The following is a 19,984-nucleotide window of genomic DNA, read 5'->3' on the forward strand; positions in this document are numbered from 1 at the left end:
AAATACCTCCACTACTTAATTATTTCTACAATATTTCCATTCTTTAAGCCAGCAGCATTACCTTCTTCAATATCTACATGCATTTCTAATTTGTGTGCATCACCAACTCTTACTAATACATTTTGATAAGTTAAACCTCTGAATCCATCAACTTTTACACTTACTATATCTTGATCTTTAACTCCAAATTCTACCGCTTCATCTGTATGCATATGGATATGTCTAGCTGCAACTATAACACCTTCTTTTAATTCTACTTCACCCTTAGGACCTATAATCTTAACACCTGGTGTTCCCTTTATATCTCCAGAATTTCTAACTACTGGGTCAACACCTAATGTAAATGCATCTGATACTGAAATTTCAACTTGAGTGCTCTTTCTAACTGGGCCTAACACTCTTATTCCTTCTATACTTCTTTTAGGTCCTACTATATCTACTTTTTCTTCTGCTGCAAATTGACCTGGTTGTGCTAAATCTTTCTTTTTAACTAACTTGTAATCATTGCCAAACAGTATATTTAAATCTTCTTGAGATAAATGAATATGTCTGTTTGATATTCCTATTGGTAATTTTGTTTTCATGAAAACTCCTCCCTTGTACCTATGCACATTTTATGTGTCTTAATATTTTCTAAATAAATTATATGACTTTATCAACTAAAAATCAAACTATTATAAAGAGTTTGGTAAAATCCTGGAAAAGATATATTGACACAATCAGCATTATTTATTTGAGATTTTCCTTTTCCATTTAATGCAGCAATAGATAATGCCATAGCAATTCTATGATCCATATGACTATCTAAAATAGCTGGTTTTAAGCTTTCTCTGCCTTCTATTATTAATCCATCATCTAATTCGTCAATACCAACTCCCATTTTTCTTAACTCCGTTCTTATAGCTTTCAACCTATTAGTTTCTTTGTACTTTAACTCTTCTGCATTTCTTATTACAGTAGTGCCATCAGCAAGGGAAGCTGCAACGGCAAGTGCAGGTATTTCATCAATCAAACTGCTTATAATATCACCACCCACCTCTACAGCTTTTAACTTTGAGTACCTCACATTTATATCGCCAACTAACTCATTATTAAAACTCTTTAAATTTTCAACTTCAATATATCCACCCATTTTTTTTAGTACTTTTAAAAGCCCAATTCTTCCATCATTAAGACCTACATCTTTTAATTTGATTTGTGAATTTTTCAAGGTAAGAGCAGCGATTATAAAATAAGCTGCTGAAGAAAAATCATTTGGTACAAAAACTCTCTTACCTTCTAATCTTTGAACATCGTTAATAAAAATAATACTGTCTTTTTTATTAATATTTGCTCCAAAGTATTCAAGCATTCTCTCTGTATGATCCCTTGAAAATGCCTTTTCTACAATAGCTGTCTCGCCCTTTGAATAAAGAGAAGCAAAAAGAATTGCAGACTTTACCTGAGCACTAGATATAGGCATTTGATAGTGAATTCCACTTAAAATTTGGGTAGGATGTATTTGAAGAGGAGGATATTCATCTTTTATACCTTCTATAAGTCCGCCCATTTTTCTAAGTGGTTCTATTATTCTCTTCATTGGCCTTTTATTTAAAGAATCATCTCCTAAAAGAGTAGAAGAAAAATCTTGACCAATAAGTATTCCGCTTATAAGTCTCATAGTAGTTCCTGAATTACCACAATATAATGGCTTTTGGGAAGGTTTAAGACCATTTAATCCTACACCTTTCACTTCTATCATTCCATTTTTCGAAGTGATATTTACTCCCATATTTTTAAAACAATCTATAGTCGCCCAAGTATCTTCTGAAAAAAGAAAATTATCAATTTCAGTAATTCCCTCAGCTATTGAACCTATCATAATACTTCTATGAGATATTGATTTATCTCCTGGAACCACTATTTCACCCTTTAAACATGCATTTCTACCTTCAATAATCATAACCAATCACCCTTTAGTGAATTCTTTATTAAGCCAATATCTATATCATCAAAAATTTCAACTTCTCCCCGTCCAACTGGTAAAACAAATACTATATTACCATCTACGTTTTTCTTATCATGGGAAATAATATTTATGATTCGAGACAAGGAACTGTCCCCTGTCTCTATATTAGGTTTGTTTGGCATTAAATTGATTAAGTTGATTATTATTTCATTGAAATATTCATCATCTATTAAACCCATTTCTTTAGAGATATAAGTTTCATACATCATTCCCAATATTACAGCTTCACCATGATTATAAGTATTAAATCCAAATAAAGATTCGATACCATGGCCTATTGTATGTCCAAAGTTTAAGATTCTTCTGATTCCCAAATCTCTTTCATCCTTATTTACAACCTGGGATTTTATAGATACTGATTTTTTTACTATATTTAATAATACATCTTCATCACAATCATAAATTCTTCTTGTATTTTTAGTAACATATTTTAAAAAATCATAATCTTTTATGATTCCATATTTAATAATTTCCCCTAATCCCGATGTCAATTCTCTTTTATCTAATGTATTTAATAATTTAACATCTATAAAGTTTGCAATTGGAAAATAAAATGAACCAATCATATTTTTATATTTACCAAAGTCTAAACCAACTTTACCACCAATGCTACTATCAACTTGTGCTAAAAGTGTAGTTGGTATTTGAATATAGTCTACTCCTCTTAAATATGTTGAAGCAACAAATCCTGAAATATCGCCAACTACGCCTCCTCCTAAACTGAGAATAGTTGTAGATCTGTCATATTTGTTTTCAATAAGATCCTCATATATATCTTCAACTATATCTAATGACTTACTTTTCTCACCTGGTTTTAATACATATACTCTCACATGGAAAGTGGATAAGTAAGAAATAAGGCTTTTTAAATGAATTTTAGCTACATTTTCATCTGTAATAATATAAATACTTTTTTTATTGTATTTGTTTAGAAATTTTTGTAATTTTGAAAACAAATCTTTTCCTACTATTATTTCCACATTATCACCTACTAAAAATATATTTCATATAGCTTTCATAGTTTTTCTTAACTTCTTCAATGCTATCTCCACCAAACTTATATAGAAATTCCTTAGCTAAGGTAAATGCCAACATACTTTCACCTACTATACTTGCTGAAGGTACTGCACATACATCAGATCTTTCTACACGTGCTAATGAAGTTTCTTTTGTATCTATATCTATACTATTAAGTGGCTTTTTCAAAGTAGGTATTGGTTTCATTGTTGCTCTTACTACAATGTTTTCTCCATTAGAAATTCCTGCTTCTATTCCTCCAGCACTATTTGTCTTTCTAGTATATTTTTTCCCATCATGAAATATTTCATCATGAACCTCTGAGCCATACAATTTCCCACACTCAAAACCTTTACCTATTTCTATACCTTTAATCCCAGGTATACTCATTATTGACTGAGCAATTTTACCATCAAGCCTATTGTCCCAACTAATGTGACTACCTAAACCCACTGGCATATTAGTAGCTACTATCTCAAAAGTTCCACCAATAGTATCCCCTAATTCAATAGTTTCTTTAATTTTATCTACAATCTTCTTTTCTATATTCTGCTGTATAACTCTTACTGATGAATCATCTGCTTTCCTAAGTTCATCTATTGTAGCACCATCATATATTGTATAGTTAGACTCTATACCACCTATTTCAATTACATGACTATATATATTTATATCAAAATTCTTTAAAAACAATTTGCAAATACTACCTATAGCAACTCTCATAGCTGTTTCCCTAGCACTAGCTCTTTCCAATATATTTCTTACATCAGATTGATTGTACTTAAGAACACCTGCTAAATCCCCATGACCTGGTCTAGGTCTTTTAATTTCATCTAATTCCTTTACATATCCTCTATTACTAAGCTCTATACTTATTGGATTTCCTGTAGTCAATCCCTTGTTTACTCCTGACAATAGAACAATTTCATCACTTTCCATCTTCATTCTTTCACTTCTGCCAAATCCTTGTTGTCTCCTCTTAAGTTCATTGTTTATGTACTCTTCATCAAATACTAAATTTGCAGGAATTCCTTCAAGAATACCCAATAGTTTTTGTCCATGGGATTCTCCAGCAGTTAAAAACCGAATCATAAGCATCCTCCTAAATTAAATCTACTGTAAGCATTATACCAAAAAACTTCTACCTATGAAGGTAGAAGTTTGAAAGTTTATCTATATTTTTACCTATATTGTATACTTCTTTTAATACATCATCTCTATCCCAAACTGGATTTTTATCACTTCCAGAGACAAAGTAGTTACCAAGATACTTAGCATCTATAGATTTAAAGAAAAAATCCATAGTTCCTATACAGCTATTGAAATGATCATGGGAATAAGGTGCTCCACCAACAGATATAAATATTCCTGTCCTATTTTGGCCTTTTCTATATACTTCATTTAAAGAATATTTAAGAGAAAAGTATTTTTGACATCTATCAATAACCATTTTAGTAAAACTACTAACAGTATTAAAATATAATGGTGAAGCAATAACAAATATATCTCCTTCATCAAATAAACTATATATTTCATCCATGTCATCTTTTATTATACACTTTCCTGTCTTTTCACAATAGCCACATGCCACACAAGGAGATATTTTCTTTTCTATTAAATTTATCTTCTCTACTGAATATCCATTTTCTAGAACTCCATTAGTAAACGTATCTAGCAACATATCTGTATTTTTATTTTTTCTAGGACTTCCCATAATAGAAATTACCTTTTTCATAATAAACTCCTATTCTCTAACTGCATATTTGAAGTATTTCATAAATATAGAAATAATCATAGAATGCATTGGTATACTCACTATACTGCTTAGTAGCCTTCCAGGGAATAATATTAAAAATCCTTTTTTAAACATAATTGAAAGCCATAAAGTATTTAAGCCTAATGATACTATTATATATGAAATACTTACCATTAAAACTATCTTATCAAATGAAAAATAGCTTTTATTATTTAATTTTCCCCTAAGGAATATTGGTAATAAGACTAATACTACAAATACTCCTATATATAACACCATGATTGGTATTGACAATAGATTGTCATACAAGTAAATACTTCCTTCCTTGATTGACAAAATATCTTGCGAAAAAAAACCTTTTATTAACCCACATATTAATAAGAATATGAGTAAAGAATTCGTAATACTATAATCTCTCTCATTATCTACCTTTTTGAAATACATTGATATAAATCCTGGTATAACTCCCCACAAAATCGAACTTAGAGTAAAGCCAGGAAAATATGCTCCTTGTGGATTTACAACTACTCCTATTAAATCAGCAGCTAGTCCAGTTAATCCTCCTAATAATGGCCCAAACAACACGCCACTAAGCATAATAGGAGATTCACCAAAGCTAAGTCTCAAAGCTGGTAAACCTGCTAATGGTACCATTAAAAATAAAAATCTTGTAAAAATTATACTTAAAGCTGTTAAGAAACTAGCCATTACAAGTTTTCTTGTAGTAATATTACCTTTGTACTTTTCCATATTTACACCTCCCCCCTCTTACAGTGACAGTAACTGTCACACTAAAGAGAAGTTAGGCTCTTTAATGTACAGCGGACGCAGTATAAAGTCGCAGATATTGTATCTTTCGTTTAAGGGCAACTTCCCATCCCTTAACACTTAACGCTTTATACCTACTCTGTCTTTATTCTCATATGCATTATATATGATTCCTAAAACTTTGTAAACTATTTCAATCTCTCATCCTCATATTTAAAATATTAAATACTGTAATAGTAAAAGATATAAGTCCCAATAACAATGCAATAATAGCCATTACTAAATAATATAATCTATATGTTGTTATTTTTGACAACATAAACATGCATAAGCTTAAAAGTAAATAATTTTTTATTTTATTGCTTTTAAATATTCTCTCTTTTGATTTTAATAGTTTTCTTTTATTTTCAGCATGCCTGCTAAGTATATGTTCTTCTATTTCCTCTTTAGTCGGAAACAGATTTACCTCTTTTATTATATTTATCAAGTCATCAAAATCAAACAATATAATATTATTTACTGTTTGAAGTTTTATTTCATCTGCAAAATATGAACTAGTTAAAAATATTCCATTCTTAAGATTAGCTTTTTCTAAACTATGCTTAAAACTTTTAATATCTCTTTTTGTTACTCTTTCATCTTGTGAAAGTCTTATACATTTTATTCCTATCCCTTTTCCATTTAGCTCACCCACAAAATCTATATCGCTACTATCTAAGTAAGCAAGTTTTAGGGAATAATACGTTTCTAATATACTTTTAATATATTGAGCAAACTCATAATTAGTTTGGCAACTTATTTCTTTAATAATTCTCTTTTTACCCAAATCATCATTTATCTCTATTATTTTAGTCATAAATCTATGTTTTTTAATATGATAACTAATATAAAGCAATCCAACAAAAACAAATATAGATAATATAATTGCAACTGAGACTTTTTTAAATACAAAATAAGTAAATAAAAAGAAAAATAAAGTAAAAATAATTTTTACAAATACATTATCTATTAAAACTGCATTATAACTTTTTCCATTCTTCATTTTTTTTAAATAATAATCTTTAATATTTTTATCTCTTCTGTTTTTATCCAAAGCACTTTTAATTTTAATCAAAGTATTTGTTTCCAATTTTCTTTGCCACCCTTTCTTTCGATATATTTGTAATTATTACTATTGTTGCCATAAAAAATATAAATAATAATATTATTTTTTTAAATATATTGATAAAAAAGGGTTCTGGCATCATCTGAAGCATTAAATCGGTATTAGGATCTAAAAGCCAAAGATCATTATCAAAAAAGATTAAATGGAAATAAGTAAAGTATTTATTAAAATCAATTTTTATCAGTAAAAGAAATATTCCAATCATTATAAAAGTAATTACCGAAGTATAATTTATGATCTTCCTAATACTATCTGGAGTTTCAAAAAACAAATAAACAAATAGTACTATCAATAAAGTTAGAAAGACGTATCTTATTGTAAATCCCATTTTGAATAAATGCCTTACATCTTTTAAATGTAACATCTCTTTTTCATTAAAATAGTTTTTTAAATATGATTCATTTGTATTTCCTTTAAGATTAGATAATAATTCTCTCGTTACTTCCATTAACTCATTAATATTTAATTTTGTAGTAGAAACCACATCATATTTAATATAGCTTTCCTCATAATTTTTATCATTGAAAGTTTCTATTCCAAAAGCAAAAAACAAAACTGTTATTGGTAAAAATATACCAAAAAGAATTGATAAAAACTTGTTCATTACTACACCTACTTTAATTTTAAAGTATATTTGAAAATTTTGAAGACCCGAAAATCGGGTCTATGACATTGCCTGTTCTAGTTTATCTAAATATTTTATAGGAAACATTCTAAGAAGTTCTTTGTATTGTTCTACCGTTAAGCCTTGTACTGAAGTATAAATCTGAATTTTCTCATCAACATCTGCATTTTTAAATCTTTCTTTTATGCCTTCAAAATTTTCCATAAAATCCTCCTTCTCAATTTTGATATATTTTTAGTATGTTTAATGGAGAATTTTTTATTCAAAAAAACTGACTCTATATAGAGTCAGTTTTTTCACTTTAATATTATTCAATTTCTAAATCATCAGGGATTTCCCAATTATGGTAAACGTCTTGGACATCATCATTATCTTCAAGGATATCTATAAGTTTTACCATGTTTTTTATGTCTTTTTCTTCTTTTAATTCTATTGTATTTTGTGGAATATTAGAAACTTCGGCTGTTACGAAATTGAATCCTTTTTCTTTTAATGAATCTCTGATATTATTGAAATCTTCTGGTGCAGTGATTATTTCATATCCTTCATCTTCAACAGAAAAATCTTCCGCTCCAAAATCAATAGCTTGCAACATCAATTCTTCTTCATCAATTTTTTCATCTTTTTCAATAGCAAGTATACCTTTTCTATCAAACATAAATGAAACACAACCAGTTTGTCCTAAGTTTCCTCCAAATTTGTCAAAAGCATGCCTTACATCTGAAGCAGTTCTATTTCTATTATCTGTTAAGCATGAAACTAGTACTGCTATTCCACCCGGGCCATATCCTTCATAAAGAATCTCTTCATAATTTTGAGAATCCATATCTCCTGCTGCTTTCTTAATAGCTCTTTCTATATTATCGTTTGGCAAGTTTTCTGCTTTTGCCTTTTCAATAGCAGCTTTAAGTGCAGTATTATATTCAGGATCAGGGCCTCCTTCACGAACAGCCACCGTTATATATCGTGTCATCTTTGTAAACACTTTAGCTCTTTGTGCATCTTCTTTTCCCTTTTTATGTTTTATATTTGACCATTTAGAATGTCCTGACATATCTATTTCAAACCTCCTTAAATATTAGCATTATTATTGTAACATATACTTTAATCCATTTCACCACATTTTTTAAATTTTATTATAAATACTTACAAAGTAAAAATAGGTGGATATTTTCTCTTGTGTTCACTTCGTGAATTCATTTTTTCAATTTTTTCTACGATTTCCTTTTTACCTTTTCCCGTTTTAATATACTCATCCAATACTTCATAGGAAAAACCCATTTCTTTTTCATCAGTTTGATTTTCCCAAAGACCTGCTGTAGGAGGTTTAGTTATAATAATTTCCGGAATATTTAAATACTTTGCTAACTCTACTATTTCACTTTTAACAAAAGAAGCTAAAGGCAATAAATCAACTCCACTATCACCATACTTTGTAAAATACCCAACAGTAAGCTCACTTTTATTACTTGGACCAGCAACTAGATAATTGTTAAGTTGTGCAAAATAGTATAAAGTTGTCATTCTAAGCCTTGGTTTTACATTAGACTCAGCTAATCTATTCTCTTTATTATCTTTTACATTTCTCATAAACAAATCATAGTTCTCTGTCAAATCAACCTTAATAGTATCCAATCCTAAAGCATTAGCTACTAAAAGACCATGTTCTTCATCAATAGAATGACTATGACAAGGCATAATAACGCCTAAACTATTGTCTGGAAAAGCCTTCTTAGCAAGGCCTGCCATAACAGCTGAATCTATTCCACCACTTAGTCCAAAGATTACACCTTTTGCTCCTGATTTATTTACTATATCTTGCATCCAACTAACTACTTTTTCACATACCTTATCTATATTTTCCATAATTAACCTCCTTATAACTTAATCATAAATGCCTGTGCTCAAATATCTTTCTCCACTATCTGGTGCAATAGCTACAATTCGCTTCCCACTTCCCAATTCTTTTGTTTTTTTAAGGGCAGCAAAAACAGCAGCTCCTGAAGATATACCCACTAGAAGTCCTTCTTCAAATGCTAATCTTCTAGTTGTATCTATAGCTTCCTCATCTTCTACCTGTAGAACTTCATCAAGAACATCTAAATCTAATATATCAGGTATAAAATTAGCACCTATACCTTGAATTTTGTGAATACCTGATTTACCTTTTGATATAACAGGAGAAGATGCTGGCTCTACCCCAATTATCTTTACATTCGGCAATTCTTCTTTCAGTATTCTTCCAATTCCTGTAACAGTTCCTCCTGTTCCTATTCCAGAAACAAACATATCAATATGACCATCCATTTGTTTTATCAACTCTTTAGCTGTAGTCATTTCATGAGATTTGGGATTGTTTAAGTTTGCGAATTGATTTGGCATAAAATAGTTGTCGTTTTCACTTATCAATTTTTCTGCAACTTCAATTGAACCTGCCATTCCTTTGTCTCCTGGTGTCAAGATCAACTCGGCTCCGTAAGCTTTAAGGAGATTTCTTCTTTCTATGCTCATAGTTTCTGGCATTGTAAGAATAACCTTATATCCTTTGGAACGTCCAACCATCGCGAGACCAATTCCTGTATTCCCGCTAGTTGGTTCTACTATTACAGAACCCTTTTTCAGTTTACCTTCTTTTTCTGCTTCTTCTATCATATATAAAGCTGGTCTATCCTTTATACTACCTGCTGGATTGTAATATTCTAACTTTAAATATATATCCGCACAGTTTTCTTTAGTTAAATTAGATAGCTTTATTATTGGAGTATCTCCAATTAATTCTATAATACTACTTACAACTCTCATATAATACCTCCAAAAAATAATTATTGTATAAGTATCACGGTATTAGGCAAAATAAAATTAGTAAGCTTTTAATTATACTTTATTATATCATATCTTGATAAAAAGGAGATAAATATGGACAAAAGCAAATTTAAAATAATTGGATTAGGAATGATTACCGGACTTATAAACGGACTCTTTGGTTCTGGTGGTGGAACAATAATCGTACCCACTATGGTATTCCTATTAGGTGTTGACGATTACAAAGCTCATGCAACGGCTATAGCAGTCATTCTTCCTCTAAGTATTATTAGTACCATTATATATACTAAATACAATGTAATAAACTATCCTATAGCCTTTAAAATTGCTATAGGCGGAGTTATTGGTAGTTTCTTTGGTGCAAAACTACTGAATAAGATTCCTATAAATATTTTAAGAAAAGTATTTGGTGGTTTAATAATATTTGCCTCGATAAGGTTGTTGTTAAAATGAAACTATTAATTATAGGATTTTTATCTGGAATTATTGGTGGAATGGGCATAGGTGGAGGAACAATTCTCATACCATCTTTAATTCTATTTACAACTTTGACTCAACAAGAAGCACAAGGAATCAATCTAATAGTATTTATACCTGTATCAATAGTTGCACTAATAACACATTTTATTAATAAAAATGTAGAAATAAAATTAGCTTCACTTCTAATATTTGGGGGAATTATAGGTTCAGCTATTGGTTCTATGATTGCTATCAATATTAACTCAGGAGTATTAAGAAAGCTTTTTAGTATATTACTATTAATTATAGGTATATATGAATTATTCAGCAAAAAAGATAGGCCATAAAGTCTATCTTTTTCTTAAGCAATTCTTAATCCAATTTTTTCCCATCTTTTATCAACAAATATTCTTCACCTATATCATCAATAATTGCAGTAGCTCTGGTTAAATCTTCCATAATGTCTATGAATGAATTGAATCCCTCATAGTCTATATAAACTATAATATTTACTGCATCGTCATAGATAGTATCTTCAATGATGATGCCTTTATTTTGTAAATAATTTTCTATCTTCCCATATAGTGTATAGTCAACTCTAATCTTTACTTTTCTAAAAAGAACTTTATCAACGATAATTCCTGACTCTAAGCCTATTTTTGCTCCCTTTGTATAAGCTCTTATAAGTCCTCCAGTACCTAGCTTAATACCACCAAAATATCTAGTAACTACAACTACAACATTTCTCAAATCTTCTTTTTTTATCACTTCTAAAACTGGTATTCCAGCTGTTCCACTAGGTTCTCCATCATCACTATACCTTTGGATGCTATTGTCATCACCTACCACATAACCATAAACATTATGAGTTGCGTCCCTATGTAATGTTTTTATCTCTTCTATAAATTTCAGTGCATCTTCTTCACTATCTATAGGCATAGAATAACCAATAAATCTTGATTTATTTATTATTATTTCATCTATCCCTTTTTTATAAATAGTTCTATATCTTGTAATCATAAGAATCCCCTTTCAAATTATCACTTTATCAATTATATCATTAAAAGGTAAAAAAAATAAAGGGTAGAAATCTACCCTCTAAACATATACTTCTTCTAATTCTTCAAATTCTTTTAATACTAAATATTTTTTGAAGGAAAGGTTAACTAGAGATTTGTCTTGGCTGTAAGTTATCTTTTGTAATGCTTCTTTTATAGAGAAAAAACCCCCATCTAAAAAACCCTCTTCACTATTTACTTTGAACTTTCCTTTAGGATCCTCCATAATGTACCAATTAATAACATTACATACTGGTTGTTTTCTTGATAAAGAATAAAATTCGTAACTAGTCTCTCCTGCAGTAGAAATAATTCTAGCATCTATACCACCTTCATATTTTACTCTATACAAGGCAGTTTCTGTAGGTAGAGAGTCATTACGAATTTTACCCTTTGGCAATACCCATTCGCCCTTTTCATTTTTCAAAATAAACACTTTGTTTTTGTGAAATACTACTCCTCCTGCACAATTCCTAACTATCATTGGCATTCGCCTCCTTTTCCTTCTTATATATAATGATACATTACCCAAAACAGAATTTCAACACTTTTCTGAAAATTATCTCTTTATTTATACTATGCAAAAATAACAATATTAATCATAATTCTAATCTTTTTTGAATTATTTCTATTGATTCCAATGCATTTCTTCTTAAATAAGCTTTCTTTTCCTTTATAGCTATATATTTTAATTTTTCAATTGTTTTATCATCTCCAATATGAGACAGCGCTTTTATAGCATACTGCCTCACTTGAGGATTCTCATCAGATATCATGTCTTCTAACCATTCTTTTGTATCTACATTCTTTATCTTACCTAATGCAGAACATGAAAGTCTTCTGTAATTAACATTATTGCTACTAAGTTCCATCTTTAAAAAAGGAAGCAGCTTTTTAGATTTTAATTCTCCTATTAACCATATTAGTATCATTCTATCTTCTGGGTTTTTAAAACTTATATATCTCTTATATATCTCTTCCTCTAAATTAGCCTTTTCTGCTTCTGTTAAGTTTCTTATATAACTTAATCTTTGATTCTTAGGTAAACTTATAATTTCAACTAATTTATCCTTACTCTCAATATTATTCTTTAAAGCAAGTTTACTTTTAATTATTTCCTTTTCCACTTCAGCTTTAGTCTTTCTTCTAATTATACTAATTGCTTCAATAGATTTTCCTTCCCTATATAGAAGATAAGTTATAAAATAATCCTCCATATTACATATATTGTTCCAAATATTTTTGTCCATATTATCACCTATCTATAACATACTCAAAATACTTTTCGTAATCAATCATATTTAAATCGACAACTATTCTAGTTCCATTTTCCTCATGTTTCATTTCATCTACTACATAATTATCTAATATATTAGAAAGTAATGATTGACTGCTATAGGGTATTAACATTGTTACTTTTTTGTACTCTACTGGCAAACTATCTTGAATCATCTCAAAAAGTACATCCATATTAGTCCCATCTTTAGCAGAAATAAATACCTTCTTATTTACGAATTTATTATCATAAATCAATTGTTCTACATCTATCATATCCATCTTATTAAATACTGTTATTATTGGCTTATCTAATACCTCCATCTCTTCTAAAATATCGATAGTGGTTTTAAGTTGCAAATCTAAGTCCAAATTTGATGAATCTACAACATGAAGTAAAACATCTGCAAACTTTATTTCTTCTAAAGTACCTTTAAAAGCCTCAACTAACTTAGTAGGAAGCTTACTAACAAATCCAACCGTATCAGTTACCAAGAAATCTTGACCATTTGGTAATTGAGCTTTTCTCAAAGATGTATCTAGTGTTGCAAACAACATATCATAGACATATACTTTTTTAGAAGAATCATAGTCTTCTCTGCATTCTATTATTTTATTTAACAATGTGGATTTTCCAGCATTTGTGTATCCCACAAGTGCAACAACTGGTAAATTTGAATCAAGTCTTTGTTTTCTCTTTACTTTTCTTACCTTTTCCATTCCTTTTAGCTGTGCTTCTATTCTGTCAATTTCTCTCAATATATGACGTCTATCTGTTTCTAACTTCATTTCTCCAGGGCCTCTAGTACCTATACCCCCACCCTCTCTAGATAAATACTTTCTCATACCAACTAATCTAGGAAGACGATACTTTAATTGTGCAAGTTTAACTTGAAGCTTTCCTTCTTTACTAGTAGCTCTTTTAGCAAATATATCTAATATTAAATTTGTTCTATCAATTATTTTTCTTTCAATAATATCTTCTAAATTTCTAATCTGAGCAGGTGACAATTCATCATTAAAAACAACTGTATCAATATCTAATTCAAAGCAATAATTCTTTATTTCTACTGCCTTACCTTTTCCTATATAATTCGCAGCATCTATGCTATATCTTTTTTGTATTACTCTTTCTATAACATGTCCATTTGCAGCCTTTATTAACTCTTCTAATTCATCCATAGAACTTTCAATATCAAAATCAGTGTTCCCTAGATCAACTCCTACTGTCAAAATTCTTTCTTCATATTCCCTTGTTTCATTCAAGTTATGTACCCCCTCCATTTGCTTTATTATTATATTATACTAATTATAATATATATTTGTAGTTTTTCCTATATTATTCAACAATATTTAGTATCCCTTCCTTAGGAACATTAACATATTGAGAAGGAACTTCACCAACAATAATAGTTTCAGCTATTGGAATATTTGATGTAACCTTAATATTTTCAGAAATCAATGGAACAATCATTTTTATTTCTGCCTCTACTATTAAGTATATCCTATGTCTTGTTTGATTAATACCAGATTCCTCAAATTCTGTTGCAAAATCTACACTTACAGCTCCTTGAGGAATCATTTTTAACTTAATACTTGGCAAAGTCATTATTTGAATATCAAAAGCATTGTTAAGAGGTATTTTTATATCTGATTGGGCAATTTTTTTCATTTGATTCTGTACTTCGTTTGCCACTTCTGAAGCCATGCTATTCATAAGTATTGTATTGGCTTGCATTAAAACAACTCTTCCTGTTTCATCATACTTAACAAATATTAAATCAGTGTAGTCAATATCATCAAATAACTTTGAACTTACTGAATCATTAATAGCTTGAGTCGCTACTGACTTAACTCTTATTTCAGAGACTGCTAATATCGTAGGTTTTATATTTTTATTAATAAATATAAAAATGTATATTAAAAATATTATTATTGAAACTAATGATAGTATAAGCTTTTTTCCCCTAAATTTATGTTTCAAAACAACCCCCCCTCGTATATAATATATGCATGAAAATATTTAAGTGTACAAATTTGGTATTTATATTATAATAATAGAGAATGGTCTATTAGTTAACAAGGGAATATTAATGTGGTATAATTAATTTGTTATTCTACCTTTTTCTCTATTAAGGAGGTTTTTTATAATGTCTGAAGACAATAAGAAAAAGTCAGATGAGACTAGAAAAAAGAAAACAAAGAAGAAAAAAAATGGACTGAAAATATTTTTATTGATCTTATTAATGGTTATTGTAATAGGAATTGGTGCAGTAGTTGGTATGGTAATAGCCATCGCAAAAGATGCACCAGATATTGATCCAACTAATATTGAATCTTTACTAACTCAAACTTCATTTATACTTGATGAAAATGGGAATGTAATTGAAAAGATTCAATCTGAAAAAAACGAGTATAGAACAATAGTTGAATTAAGCAAAATGCCAAAACATTTACAAAATGCCTTTATTGCTATTGAAGATGAACGATTTAGGACTCATATTGGAGTTGATCCAAAGGGAATAATTAAGTCAACAATAGACAATGTAAAAGCAGGGCATATTGTTAGAGGTGCTAGTACAATAACTCAACAATTAGCTAAAAACTTATATCTAACTAACGAAAAGAAACTAGACAGAAAAATCAAAGAAGCGTATTTATCTTTACAGATTGAAAAAGTATTAACAAAAGATCAAATTTTAGAAGCATACTTAAATAGGATATATTTAGGACAAGGGGCATATGGAGTTCAAGCTGCTGCACAAACATACTTTTCAAAGAATGTAGATGAATTAACTGTTGCAGAAAGTGCTTTACTTGCTGGAATCATAAAAAGCCCTAGTAGGTATTCTCCATATCAAACTATAAAACCAGATGACTTTAATAGTGATACACATGCAGAAATTGGACAAATAGATATATTAGGAGAAAAATATATTGCAATTTATAATGATGAATCTATAAAAAGACAAAAGCTAGTATTAAACAAAATGAAAGAATTAGGTATGATAACTGAAGTAGAATATAATGAAGCACTAAATCAAAATATTAAAGAGAGTTTAAAACCTGGTGAAAAAAAGATTACAGGAATTTCTTCCTATTTTACTGACTTTGTAAAATATCAAGCTATAAATGAAATGGTTAATCAATTAGGATATACAAGAGAACAAGCTGAAGAAGAACTCTATACAGGTGGATTAAAAATTTACTCTACTATGGATGTAAATATGCAACATAAAATTGAAGGAATATATAATAATTTTACAGAAGTATTGCTTGGAAATCCTGAAAAGATCAATGCTCCAGCTCTAGTAAGTTGGCGACTGGATAAATCCGGTAATATAATTGACGATAGAAACAATATAGTTTTCTACAAACAAGAAAACTTATTTGATGAAAACTACAATTTATTAGTAGAAAAAGGTACTTTTGAATTAATAGATAGTAACTTAGTATTAAAGAACAAAAAGTTCACTCCTTATAAAAACAATATAGATATTGGTGATTACTATACTATTGATGGCAAAAAGAACCTAGTTACACATTCAGTAGGCTCTTTAACACTATCAGAAAATGCCTTTACACTTGGAGAAAATAAAGAAATAATCATTTCAAGCAAATTTCTATCAGAAAAAAGTGACTTTTATTCTATTGACGGAAATGGTAATTTACTTATTAAATCAGATTATTTCTTTAGAAGCAAAGATGGTATAGTTCAACCTCAATCAGCAACTGTAGTTATGGATTATAGAACTGGGCATATTAAAGCACTTGTTGGTGGAAGAGATATTAAAGGAAACAAACTATTAAATAGAGCAACTTCATCCCAAAGACAGCCTGGTTCATCTATAAAGCCAATAGCAGTTTATCTTCCAGCTCTAGACAATGGCTTTACTGCAGCTACACCTATTGATGATATACCATTTCATAATGAAGCTGGAGAAATATGGCCAAAGAACTGGAACAAGAGTTATGCTGGAATAACTTCCTTAAGAAGGTCAGTAGAACAATCTGTAAATGTAAACTCTGTAAAAACATTGGAAGCTATCGGAATAAATACTTCCATGGAATATCTATCAAGGCTAGGTATTATCGATCCTGACCATCCAGAAAATGATAGTTTTGTATCAAGATCAGAAAATAAAGTAAATAATGATGAAAACTTGTCCGCTCTCGGACTTGGTGGTATGACAAAAGGTTTAACACCACTTGAAATGACTGCCGCTTATGGTGCTATTGCAAATAGCGGAACTTATATAGAACCAATTGCTTTTACAAAGATATTAGATAAGAATGGCAACACACTACTTGAAAATACACCAAATAAGAATAAGGTAGTATCTCCTGAAATAGCATTTGTTATGTCTGATATACTAAGAACTACAGTAACAAATGGTCTAGCAGGAAGAGCAAAAATGCCTAATATGCCTGTTGCAGGTAAAACTGGTACCACTCAAGACCAAGCAGATATTTGGTTTGTAGGATATACACCATATTATGTAACTGGTGTTTGGATTGGAAATGACTCTCCAAAGATAAAATTATCACAAGGTAGTAGAAAAGCAGTGGAATTTTGGAAAACAATTATGACTGATATACATGAAAACTTAGAAACTAAGAATTTTGAAAGACCAGAAAATATAGTATCTGTAAGTGTATGTAGTCAATCAGGTAAGATTCCTTCAGACCTTTGTAGTAAAGATCCTAGAGGTAGTACAATTATTACTGAGATCTTCGCAAAAGGTACTGAACCTAAAGAAAAGTGTGATGTTCATATTGAACTAACCATTGATAAAGAAACTAACAAAATTGCCAACGAATATTGTCCTGAAGATTCTGTAGAATCAAGAGTTTTCATCAAGAGAAATCCACCATATAATCCTGAAAATCATGGTGGAATAGTACCAAAAGATTATATTTATACTGCTCCTACTAAAACTTGCGATGTTCACAATCAAGAAAACACAATAAATGATTGGTTAGATAATTTGCTTGACGACGAAGATGAAAATAAAGATAAAAATGAAGATGGAGAAGAGCAAGACATGAATATGCCTCCAAATAACGGAATCGATGATTTGATACCTGATGACGATACACAAAATTCTGGAAGACAAGAAGAAAATAAAAAAGATAATAATAAAAACAATAATTCTCAAAACAATGGAAACTAAGGAAGATTTCTTCCTTAGTTTTTCGTTTTTGGCTTAGAAACTACTGCCATAATATATCCAAATATAATAGCTGCTGCAATACCTCCTGCTGTAGCTTGAAGACCTCCCGTAAATGCTCCTATCAATCCATATTTTTCAACCCCTTTAAAAACCCCTTTACATAGAGCATATCCAAAACCAGTTAGTGGTACAGAAGCTCCTGCACCTCCAAACTTGATAAGTGGTTCATATATTCCTAAAGCAGTTAATACTACTCCTGATGTTACATATATTACTAAAATATGTGCAGGTGTAAGTTTTGTATTGTCCATAATAATTTGAGCAACTACACATAGTAATCCACCAACTACAAAAGCTCTTAAATATTCCATATTATGCCTCCTACTCTTTTACATTTGTTATAGTCACAGCATGTGCTATTCCCGGTATTGACTCTCCTTGCTGCATAGTAATGGGTGAATGGAGAGCTCCAGTAGATATGAGCAATACCCTTTTAAAACTCCCGTTTAAAAGTTGATTGTATACAAAACCATTAAAAACTACTGCAGAACAACCACAACCACTTCCTCCAGCATGAGTATCTTGAGCTTCATTATCAAATATTCTTACACCACAATCATCATAAACTTTCGATAGATCATAGCCTTCTTTTCCCATCAAATCTATAACTATACTCTTACCAATTGCACCTAAATCACCTGTAATGATTAAATCATAATCATCAGGATTATAGCCTGTATCTATAAAATGTTTTGAAATAGTATCTATAGCCGCAGGTGCCATTGCTGCCCCCATATTGTTAACATCTACAATACCAGGATCTATTACTCTTCCTGTTGTAACATATGTAATATATGGTCCATTGCCTTCTGATGACAATATACTAGCTCCTGCACCAGTTACTGTCCACTGAGCAGAGAATGTTCTTTGATTACCATACTCTAATGGATATCTGTATTGTCTTTCAGCTGTACTAAAATGGCTAGAAGTACAGCATGCAACTTTGTCAGCAAAACCACCATCTATAATCATCGCACCTAAGCTTAAGGATTCACTCATAGTAGAACATGCTCCATATAACCCAAAGTAAGGAATAGATAACTGTCTAGCTGAATAAGACGATACAACAATTTGATTTAGTAAATCTCCTGAAAAAAGATAATCCATATTTCCTTCAGATAGATTTGCTTTTGTTAAAGCCATTTTTAAAACTTCTTCTTGCATTTTGCTTTCACTTTTCTCCCAAGATTCTTGTTGCCACAAATCATCTTCCAGTATTAAATCAAAATAATCTTTTAGAGGTCCCTCCCCTTCTTTTGGTCCTACAATAGTAGCTGTACTAATAATAGAAGGAGGATTTGCCATCTTTACAGTTTGTGATCCAATTCTCTTAATAGCCATTTTATTTACCTCCTAATAAAAGGTATATAATCCCTACAATGATAGAACTTCCCACTCCATACACTAGTACTGGTCCTGCAATCACAAACATCTTAGCTGCAACACCAAATATATATCCTTCTCTCTTATACTCCATAGCAGGTGAAACTATAGAATTGGCAAAGCCTGTGATAGGTACAGCAGAACCTGCCCCTCCAAATTTAGCTATTTTATCATAAACCCCAATTCCTGTTAAAAAAGAACCAAGAAAAACTAATAATATTGAAGTTCCAGCTGCTACCTGTTCTTCATTCAATCCTCTAGATATTAGCCAATTTCTAATTAATTGCCCTAATGTACATATAAGACCACCTACAACAAAGGCCCAAATAATATTTTTTAAATAAGTTGGTTTTGGAATTTTACCTTTAGCAAAATTCTCATAATCTTTTTTATTTAACTTATCCATTTGAAAC

Annotated in this window: 23 protein-coding genes and 1 riboswitch; of the genes, 3 read left to right on the forward strand and 20 right to left on the reverse strand. The window is 30.0% G+C overall.

Annotated features, from left to right (window positions below):
- Positions 1 to 11 precede the first annotated feature (11 nt).
- From pduL to cysK, 12 genes are all read right to left on the reverse strand, one after another.
- On the reverse strand, positions 12 to 584 hold the full coding sequence (gene pduL / locus BQ9840_RS02845; RefSeq protein WP_077367857.1) for a phosphate propanoyltransferase: 573 nt from the start codon (positions 582 to 584) through the stop codon (positions 12 to 14).
- A gap of 71 nt (positions 585 to 655) precedes the next feature.
- Positions 656 to 1,942, reverse strand: a complete 1,287-nt coding sequence (gene aroA / locus BQ9840_RS02850; protein WP_077367859.1) for a 3-phosphoshikimate 1-carboxyvinyltransferase — start codon at positions 1,940 to 1,942, stop codon at positions 656 to 658.
- Positions 1,939 to 2,988 carry a 3-dehydroquinate synthase gene (gene aroB / locus BQ9840_RS02855; RefSeq protein WP_159436064.1) on the reverse strand — a complete coding sequence of 350 codons (1,050 nt, stop codon included), beginning with the start codon at positions 2,986 to 2,988 and terminating at the stop codon, positions 1,939 to 1,941. The genes aroA and aroB overlap by 4 nt, the downstream gene beginning before the upstream one ends.
- Before the next feature lie 4 nt (positions 2,989 to 2,992).
- Positions 2,993 to 4,117 carry a chorismate synthase gene (gene aroC, locus BQ9840_RS02860; RefSeq protein ID WP_077367863.1) on the reverse strand — a complete coding sequence of 375 codons (1,125 nt, stop codon included), beginning with the start codon at positions 4,115 to 4,117 and terminating at the stop codon, positions 2,993 to 2,995.
- A gap of 49 nt (positions 4,118 to 4,166) precedes the next feature.
- Positions 4,167 to 4,760: a flavodoxin family protein gene (locus BQ9840_RS02865; protein ID WP_077367865.1), complete on the reverse strand. Its 594-nt coding sequence runs from the start codon at positions 4,758 to 4,760 to the stop codon at positions 4,167 to 4,169.
- Between the two features lie 9 nt (positions 4,761 to 4,769).
- Complete coding sequence (locus tag BQ9840_RS02870) at positions 4,770 to 5,531, reverse strand: folate family ECF transporter S component (protein WP_077367867.1); 762 nt, start codon at positions 5,529 to 5,531, stop codon at positions 4,770 to 4,772.
- Between the two features lie 67 nt (positions 5,532 to 5,598).
- A riboswitch (THF riboswitch) is annotated at positions 5,599 to 5,693 on the reverse strand.
- A 49-nt stretch (positions 5,694 to 5,742) separates the two neighbouring features.
- Entirely contained in the window at positions 5,743 to 6,678 is a 936-nt protein-coding gene (locus BQ9840_RS02875; protein ID WP_077367869.1) for a restriction endonuclease, read from the reverse strand.
- Positions 6,656 to 7,318 carry a TIGR01906 family membrane protein gene (locus BQ9840_RS02880; protein ID WP_077367871.1) on the reverse strand — a complete coding sequence of 221 codons (663 nt, stop codon included), beginning with the start codon at positions 7,316 to 7,318 and terminating at the stop codon, positions 6,656 to 6,658. The genes BQ9840_RS02875 and BQ9840_RS02880 overlap by 23 nt, the downstream gene beginning before the upstream one ends.
- Positions 7,319 to 7,378: 60 nt before the next feature.
- Complete coding sequence (locus BQ9840_RS12670; RefSeq protein WP_097677458.1) at positions 7,379 to 7,543, reverse strand: hypothetical protein; 165 nt, start codon at positions 7,541 to 7,543, stop codon at positions 7,379 to 7,381.
- Positions 7,544 to 7,646: 103 nt separating this feature from the next.
- Positions 7,647 to 8,393, reverse strand: coding sequence for a YebC/PmpR family DNA-binding transcriptional regulator (locus tag BQ9840_RS02885; protein ID WP_077367873.1), 747 nt, complete (start codon positions 8,391 to 8,393; stop codon positions 7,647 to 7,649).
- Between the two features lie 92 nt (positions 8,394 to 8,485).
- Positions 8,486 to 9,205 (reverse strand): NAD(+) synthase, encoded by a 720-nt coding sequence (nadE, locus tag BQ9840_RS02890; RefSeq protein WP_077367875.1) that lies wholly within the window; start codon positions 9,203 to 9,205, stop codon positions 8,486 to 8,488.
- Positions 9,206 to 9,223: 18 nt separating this feature from the next.
- The gene (cysK, locus tag BQ9840_RS02895; RefSeq protein ID WP_077367877.1) at positions 9,224 to 10,141 is read right to left on the reverse strand and encodes a cysteine synthase A; all 918 of its coding nucleotides are present in this window, start codon (positions 10,139 to 10,141) and stop codon (positions 9,224 to 9,226) included.
- Positions 10,142 to 10,255: 114 nt separating this feature from the next.
- Here cysK and BQ9840_RS02900 point away from each other — a divergent pair, with 114 nt between their 5' ends.
- Both BQ9840_RS02900 and BQ9840_RS02905 read left to right on the forward strand, forming a co-directional pair.
- Positions 10,256 to 10,615 carry a sulfite exporter TauE/SafE family protein gene (locus BQ9840_RS02900; RefSeq protein ID WP_077367879.1) on the forward strand — a complete coding sequence of 120 codons (360 nt, stop codon included), beginning with the start codon at positions 10,256 to 10,258 and terminating at the stop codon, positions 10,613 to 10,615.
- A complete protein-coding gene (locus BQ9840_RS02905; RefSeq protein WP_077367881.1) occupies positions 10,612 to 10,968 on the forward strand; it encodes a sulfite exporter TauE/SafE family protein in 357 nt (118 codons plus the stop codon). The genes BQ9840_RS02900 and BQ9840_RS02905 overlap by 4 nt, the downstream gene beginning before the upstream one ends.
- 25 nt (positions 10,969 to 10,993) lie before the next feature.
- On the opposite strand, the gene BQ9840_RS02910 is transcribed toward BQ9840_RS02905, so the two are convergent.
- From BQ9840_RS02910 to yunB, 5 genes are all read right to left on the reverse strand, one after another.
- On the reverse strand, positions 10,994 to 11,641 hold the full coding sequence (locus tag BQ9840_RS02910; RefSeq protein ID WP_077367883.1) for a YigZ family protein: 648 nt from the start codon (positions 11,639 to 11,641) through the stop codon (positions 10,994 to 10,996).
- Between the two features lie 78 nt (positions 11,642 to 11,719).
- Positions 11,720 to 12,169: an NUDIX domain-containing protein gene (locus BQ9840_RS02915; RefSeq protein WP_255371020.1), complete on the reverse strand. Its 450-nt coding sequence runs from the start codon at positions 12,167 to 12,169 to the stop codon at positions 11,720 to 11,722.
- Positions 12,170 to 12,278: 109 nt separating this feature from the next.
- Positions 12,279 to 12,929 (reverse strand): HEAT repeat domain-containing protein, encoded by a 651-nt coding sequence (locus tag BQ9840_RS02920; protein ID WP_077367887.1) that lies wholly within the window; start codon positions 12,927 to 12,929, stop codon positions 12,279 to 12,281.
- Positions 12,930 to 12,933: 4 nt separating this feature from the next.
- On the reverse strand, positions 12,934 to 14,220 hold the full coding sequence (gene hflX / locus BQ9840_RS02925; protein WP_077367889.1) for a GTPase HflX: 1,287 nt from the start codon (positions 14,218 to 14,220) through the stop codon (positions 12,934 to 12,936).
- Between the two features lie 73 nt (positions 14,221 to 14,293).
- Positions 14,294 to 14,938: a sporulation protein YunB gene (gene yunB / locus BQ9840_RS02930; protein WP_077367891.1), complete on the reverse strand. Its 645-nt coding sequence runs from the start codon at positions 14,936 to 14,938 to the stop codon at positions 14,294 to 14,296.
- Between the two features lie 166 nt (positions 14,939 to 15,104).
- Between yunB and BQ9840_RS02935 the strand changes: the two genes are divergently transcribed.
- Entirely contained in the window at positions 15,105 to 18,128 is a 3,024-nt protein-coding gene (locus tag BQ9840_RS02935) for a penicillin-binding protein 1A (protein ID WP_077367893.1), read from the forward strand.
- A gap of 14 nt (positions 18,129 to 18,142) precedes the next feature.
- Here the strand turns inward: BQ9840_RS02935 and spoVAE are convergent, their stop codons facing one another.
- From spoVAE to spoVAC, 3 genes are read right to left on the reverse strand one after another with little or no spacing between them, the layout of a single operon-like run.
- Entirely contained in the window at positions 18,143 to 18,499 is a 357-nt protein-coding gene (spoVAE, locus tag BQ9840_RS02940) for a stage V sporulation protein AE (RefSeq protein WP_077367895.1), read from the reverse strand.
- A gap of 10 nt (positions 18,500 to 18,509) precedes the next feature.
- Entirely contained in the window at positions 18,510 to 19,529 is a 1,020-nt protein-coding gene (gene spoVAD, locus BQ9840_RS02945) for a stage V sporulation protein AD (RefSeq protein WP_077367897.1), read from the reverse strand.
- Between the two features lies 1 nt (position 19,530).
- Positions 19,531 to 19,977 carry a stage V sporulation protein AC gene (spoVAC, locus tag BQ9840_RS02950; protein ID WP_077367899.1) on the reverse strand — a complete coding sequence of 149 codons (447 nt, stop codon included), beginning with the start codon at positions 19,975 to 19,977 and terminating at the stop codon, positions 19,531 to 19,533.
- Between the last annotated feature and the right edge of the window lie 7 nt (positions 19,978 to 19,984).

The sequence above is a fragment of the Anaerosalibacter sp. Marseille-P3206 genome, from assembly GCF_900155565.1.
Classification (GTDB): domain Bacteria; phylum Bacillota; class Clostridia; order Tissierellales; family Sporanaerobacteraceae; genus FUHM01.

Bases quoted from the DNA above. Each gene is read 5' to 3' on its own strand.
- BQ9840_RS02920 (WP_077367887.1), bottom strand. From the start codon at position 12,929: ATGGACAAAAATATTTGGAACAATATATGTAATATGGAGGATTATTTT.
- BQ9840_RS02885 (WP_077367873.1), bottom strand. From the start codon at position 8,393: ATGTCAGGACATTCTAAATGGTCAAATATAAAACATAAAAAGGGAAAA.
- cysK (WP_077367877.1), bottom strand. From the start codon at position 10,141: ATGAGAGTTGTAAGTAGTATTATAGAATTAATTGGAGATACTCCAATA.
- pduL (WP_077367857.1), bottom strand. From the start codon at position 584: ATGAAAACAAAATTACCAATAGGAATATCAAACAGACATATTCATTTA.
- BQ9840_RS02915 (WP_255371020.1), bottom strand. From the start codon at position 12,169: ATGCCAATGATAGTTAGGAATTGTGCAGGAGGAGTAGTATTTCACAAA.
- aroA (WP_077367859.1), bottom strand. From the start codon at position 1,942: ATGATTATTGAAGGTAGAAATGCATGTTTAAAGGGTGAAATAGTGGTT.
- BQ9840_RS02865 (WP_077367865.1), bottom strand. From the start codon at position 4,760: ATGAAAAAGGTAATTTCTATTATGGGAAGTCCTAGAAAAAATAAAAAT.
- spoVAC (WP_077367899.1), bottom strand. From the start codon at position 19,977: ATGGATAAGTTAAATAAAAAAGATTATGAGAATTTTGCTAAAGGTAAA.
- spoVAE (WP_077367895.1), bottom strand. From the start codon at position 18,499: ATGGAATATTTAAGAGCTTTTGTAGTTGGTGGATTACTATGTGTAGTT.
- BQ9840_RS02870 (WP_077367867.1), bottom strand. From the start codon at position 5,531: ATGGAAAAGTACAAAGGTAATATTACTACAAGAAAACTTGTAATGGCT.
- BQ9840_RS02880 (WP_077367871.1), bottom strand. From the start codon at position 7,318: ATGAACAAGTTTTTATCAATTCTTTTTGGTATATTTTTACCAATAACA.
- nadE (WP_077367875.1), bottom strand. From the start codon at position 9,205: ATGGAAAATATAGATAAGGTATGTGAAAAAGTAGTTAGTTGGATGCAA.
- BQ9840_RS02900 (WP_077367879.1), top strand. From the start codon at position 10,256: ATGGACAAAAGCAAATTTAAAATAATTGGATTAGGAATGATTACCGGA.
- BQ9840_RS02935 (WP_077367893.1), top strand. From the start codon at position 15,105: ATGTCTGAAGACAATAAGAAAAAGTCAGATGAGACTAGAAAAAAGAAA.
- BQ9840_RS02910 (WP_077367883.1), bottom strand. From the start codon at position 11,641: ATGATTACAAGATATAGAACTATTTATAAAAAAGGGATAGATGAAATA.
- BQ9840_RS12670 (WP_097677458.1), bottom strand. From the start codon at position 7,543: ATGGAAAATTTTGAAGGCATAAAAGAAAGATTTAAAAATGCAGATGTT.
- aroC (WP_077367863.1), bottom strand. From the start codon at position 4,117: ATGATTCGGTTTTTAACTGCTGGAGAATCCCATGGACAAAAACTATTG.
- BQ9840_RS02905 (WP_077367881.1), top strand. From the start codon at position 10,612: ATGAAACTATTAATTATAGGATTTTTATCTGGAATTATTGGTGGAATG.
- spoVAD (WP_077367897.1), bottom strand. From the start codon at position 19,529: ATGGCTATTAAGAGAATTGGATCACAAACTGTAAAGATGGCAAATCCT.